Below are 662 nucleotides of genomic sequence, written 5' to 3' on the forward strand. Positions count from 1 at the left end.
CCTGCTCACCCGGCAGTTGCATGGGCAACTCGACGTGCAGCGCAGGGACCCCACCCGATTCACCCTGCGCTTTCGCCTGGGCGATAAATCATGAACGCTTCCGCCCACATCCTTGTCGTCGAAGACGAAGGCATCGTCGCATTCAACCTGCAGCAACGACTCGCCCAAATGGGCTACCACGTGCCCGACGTGGCGGTCTCCGGAAACGAGACGTTCGAGCTTCTTTCGCAATCCTGCCCCGACCTGATCCTGATGGATATCCACATCGAAGGCGCCATGGACGGCATTGATGTGGCCGCGCGCATCCTTGAAACGAACCCGGTGCCAGTGATCTACCTTACCGCGTATGCCGAAGACTCCACGCTGGAGCGCGCGCGCCAGACGAGGCCCTACGGCTACCTGATCAAGCCGTTCTCCGAGCGCGAGCTGCACGCCACCATCCAGATGGCGCTGGAGCGCCATGCGGTGGAGAAGGCCCTGGCCGAAAACCAGCGACTGCTGCTGCAGGCGCTCGACGCCGCCAGCATGGGCACGATGGAGCTGAACACCGCCACCGGCGACCTGCGGCTCTCGCCGCGCTCGGCAAGCCTGATGGGCAAACCGGTTGATCGCGCGCTCACGCTCAGCGAATTCCTGTCCGCCGTGGACGAGGCCCACAGGCC

1 protein-coding gene is annotated in these 662 nt (G+C 64.2%); it reads left to right on the plus strand.

Going from position 1 to position 662, the window contains the following annotated elements; all coding sequences use genetic code 11:
- Positions 1-90 precede the first annotated feature (90 nt).
- Positions 91-662, plus strand: a 572-nt coding sequence (locus AC07ZS_RS29885) for a response regulator (protein ID WP_494802047.1), incomplete at its 3' end; no start/stop codon positions are given.

The sequence above is a fragment of the Hydrogenophaga sp. GW456-12-10-14-TSB4 genome, from assembly GCF_059424305.1.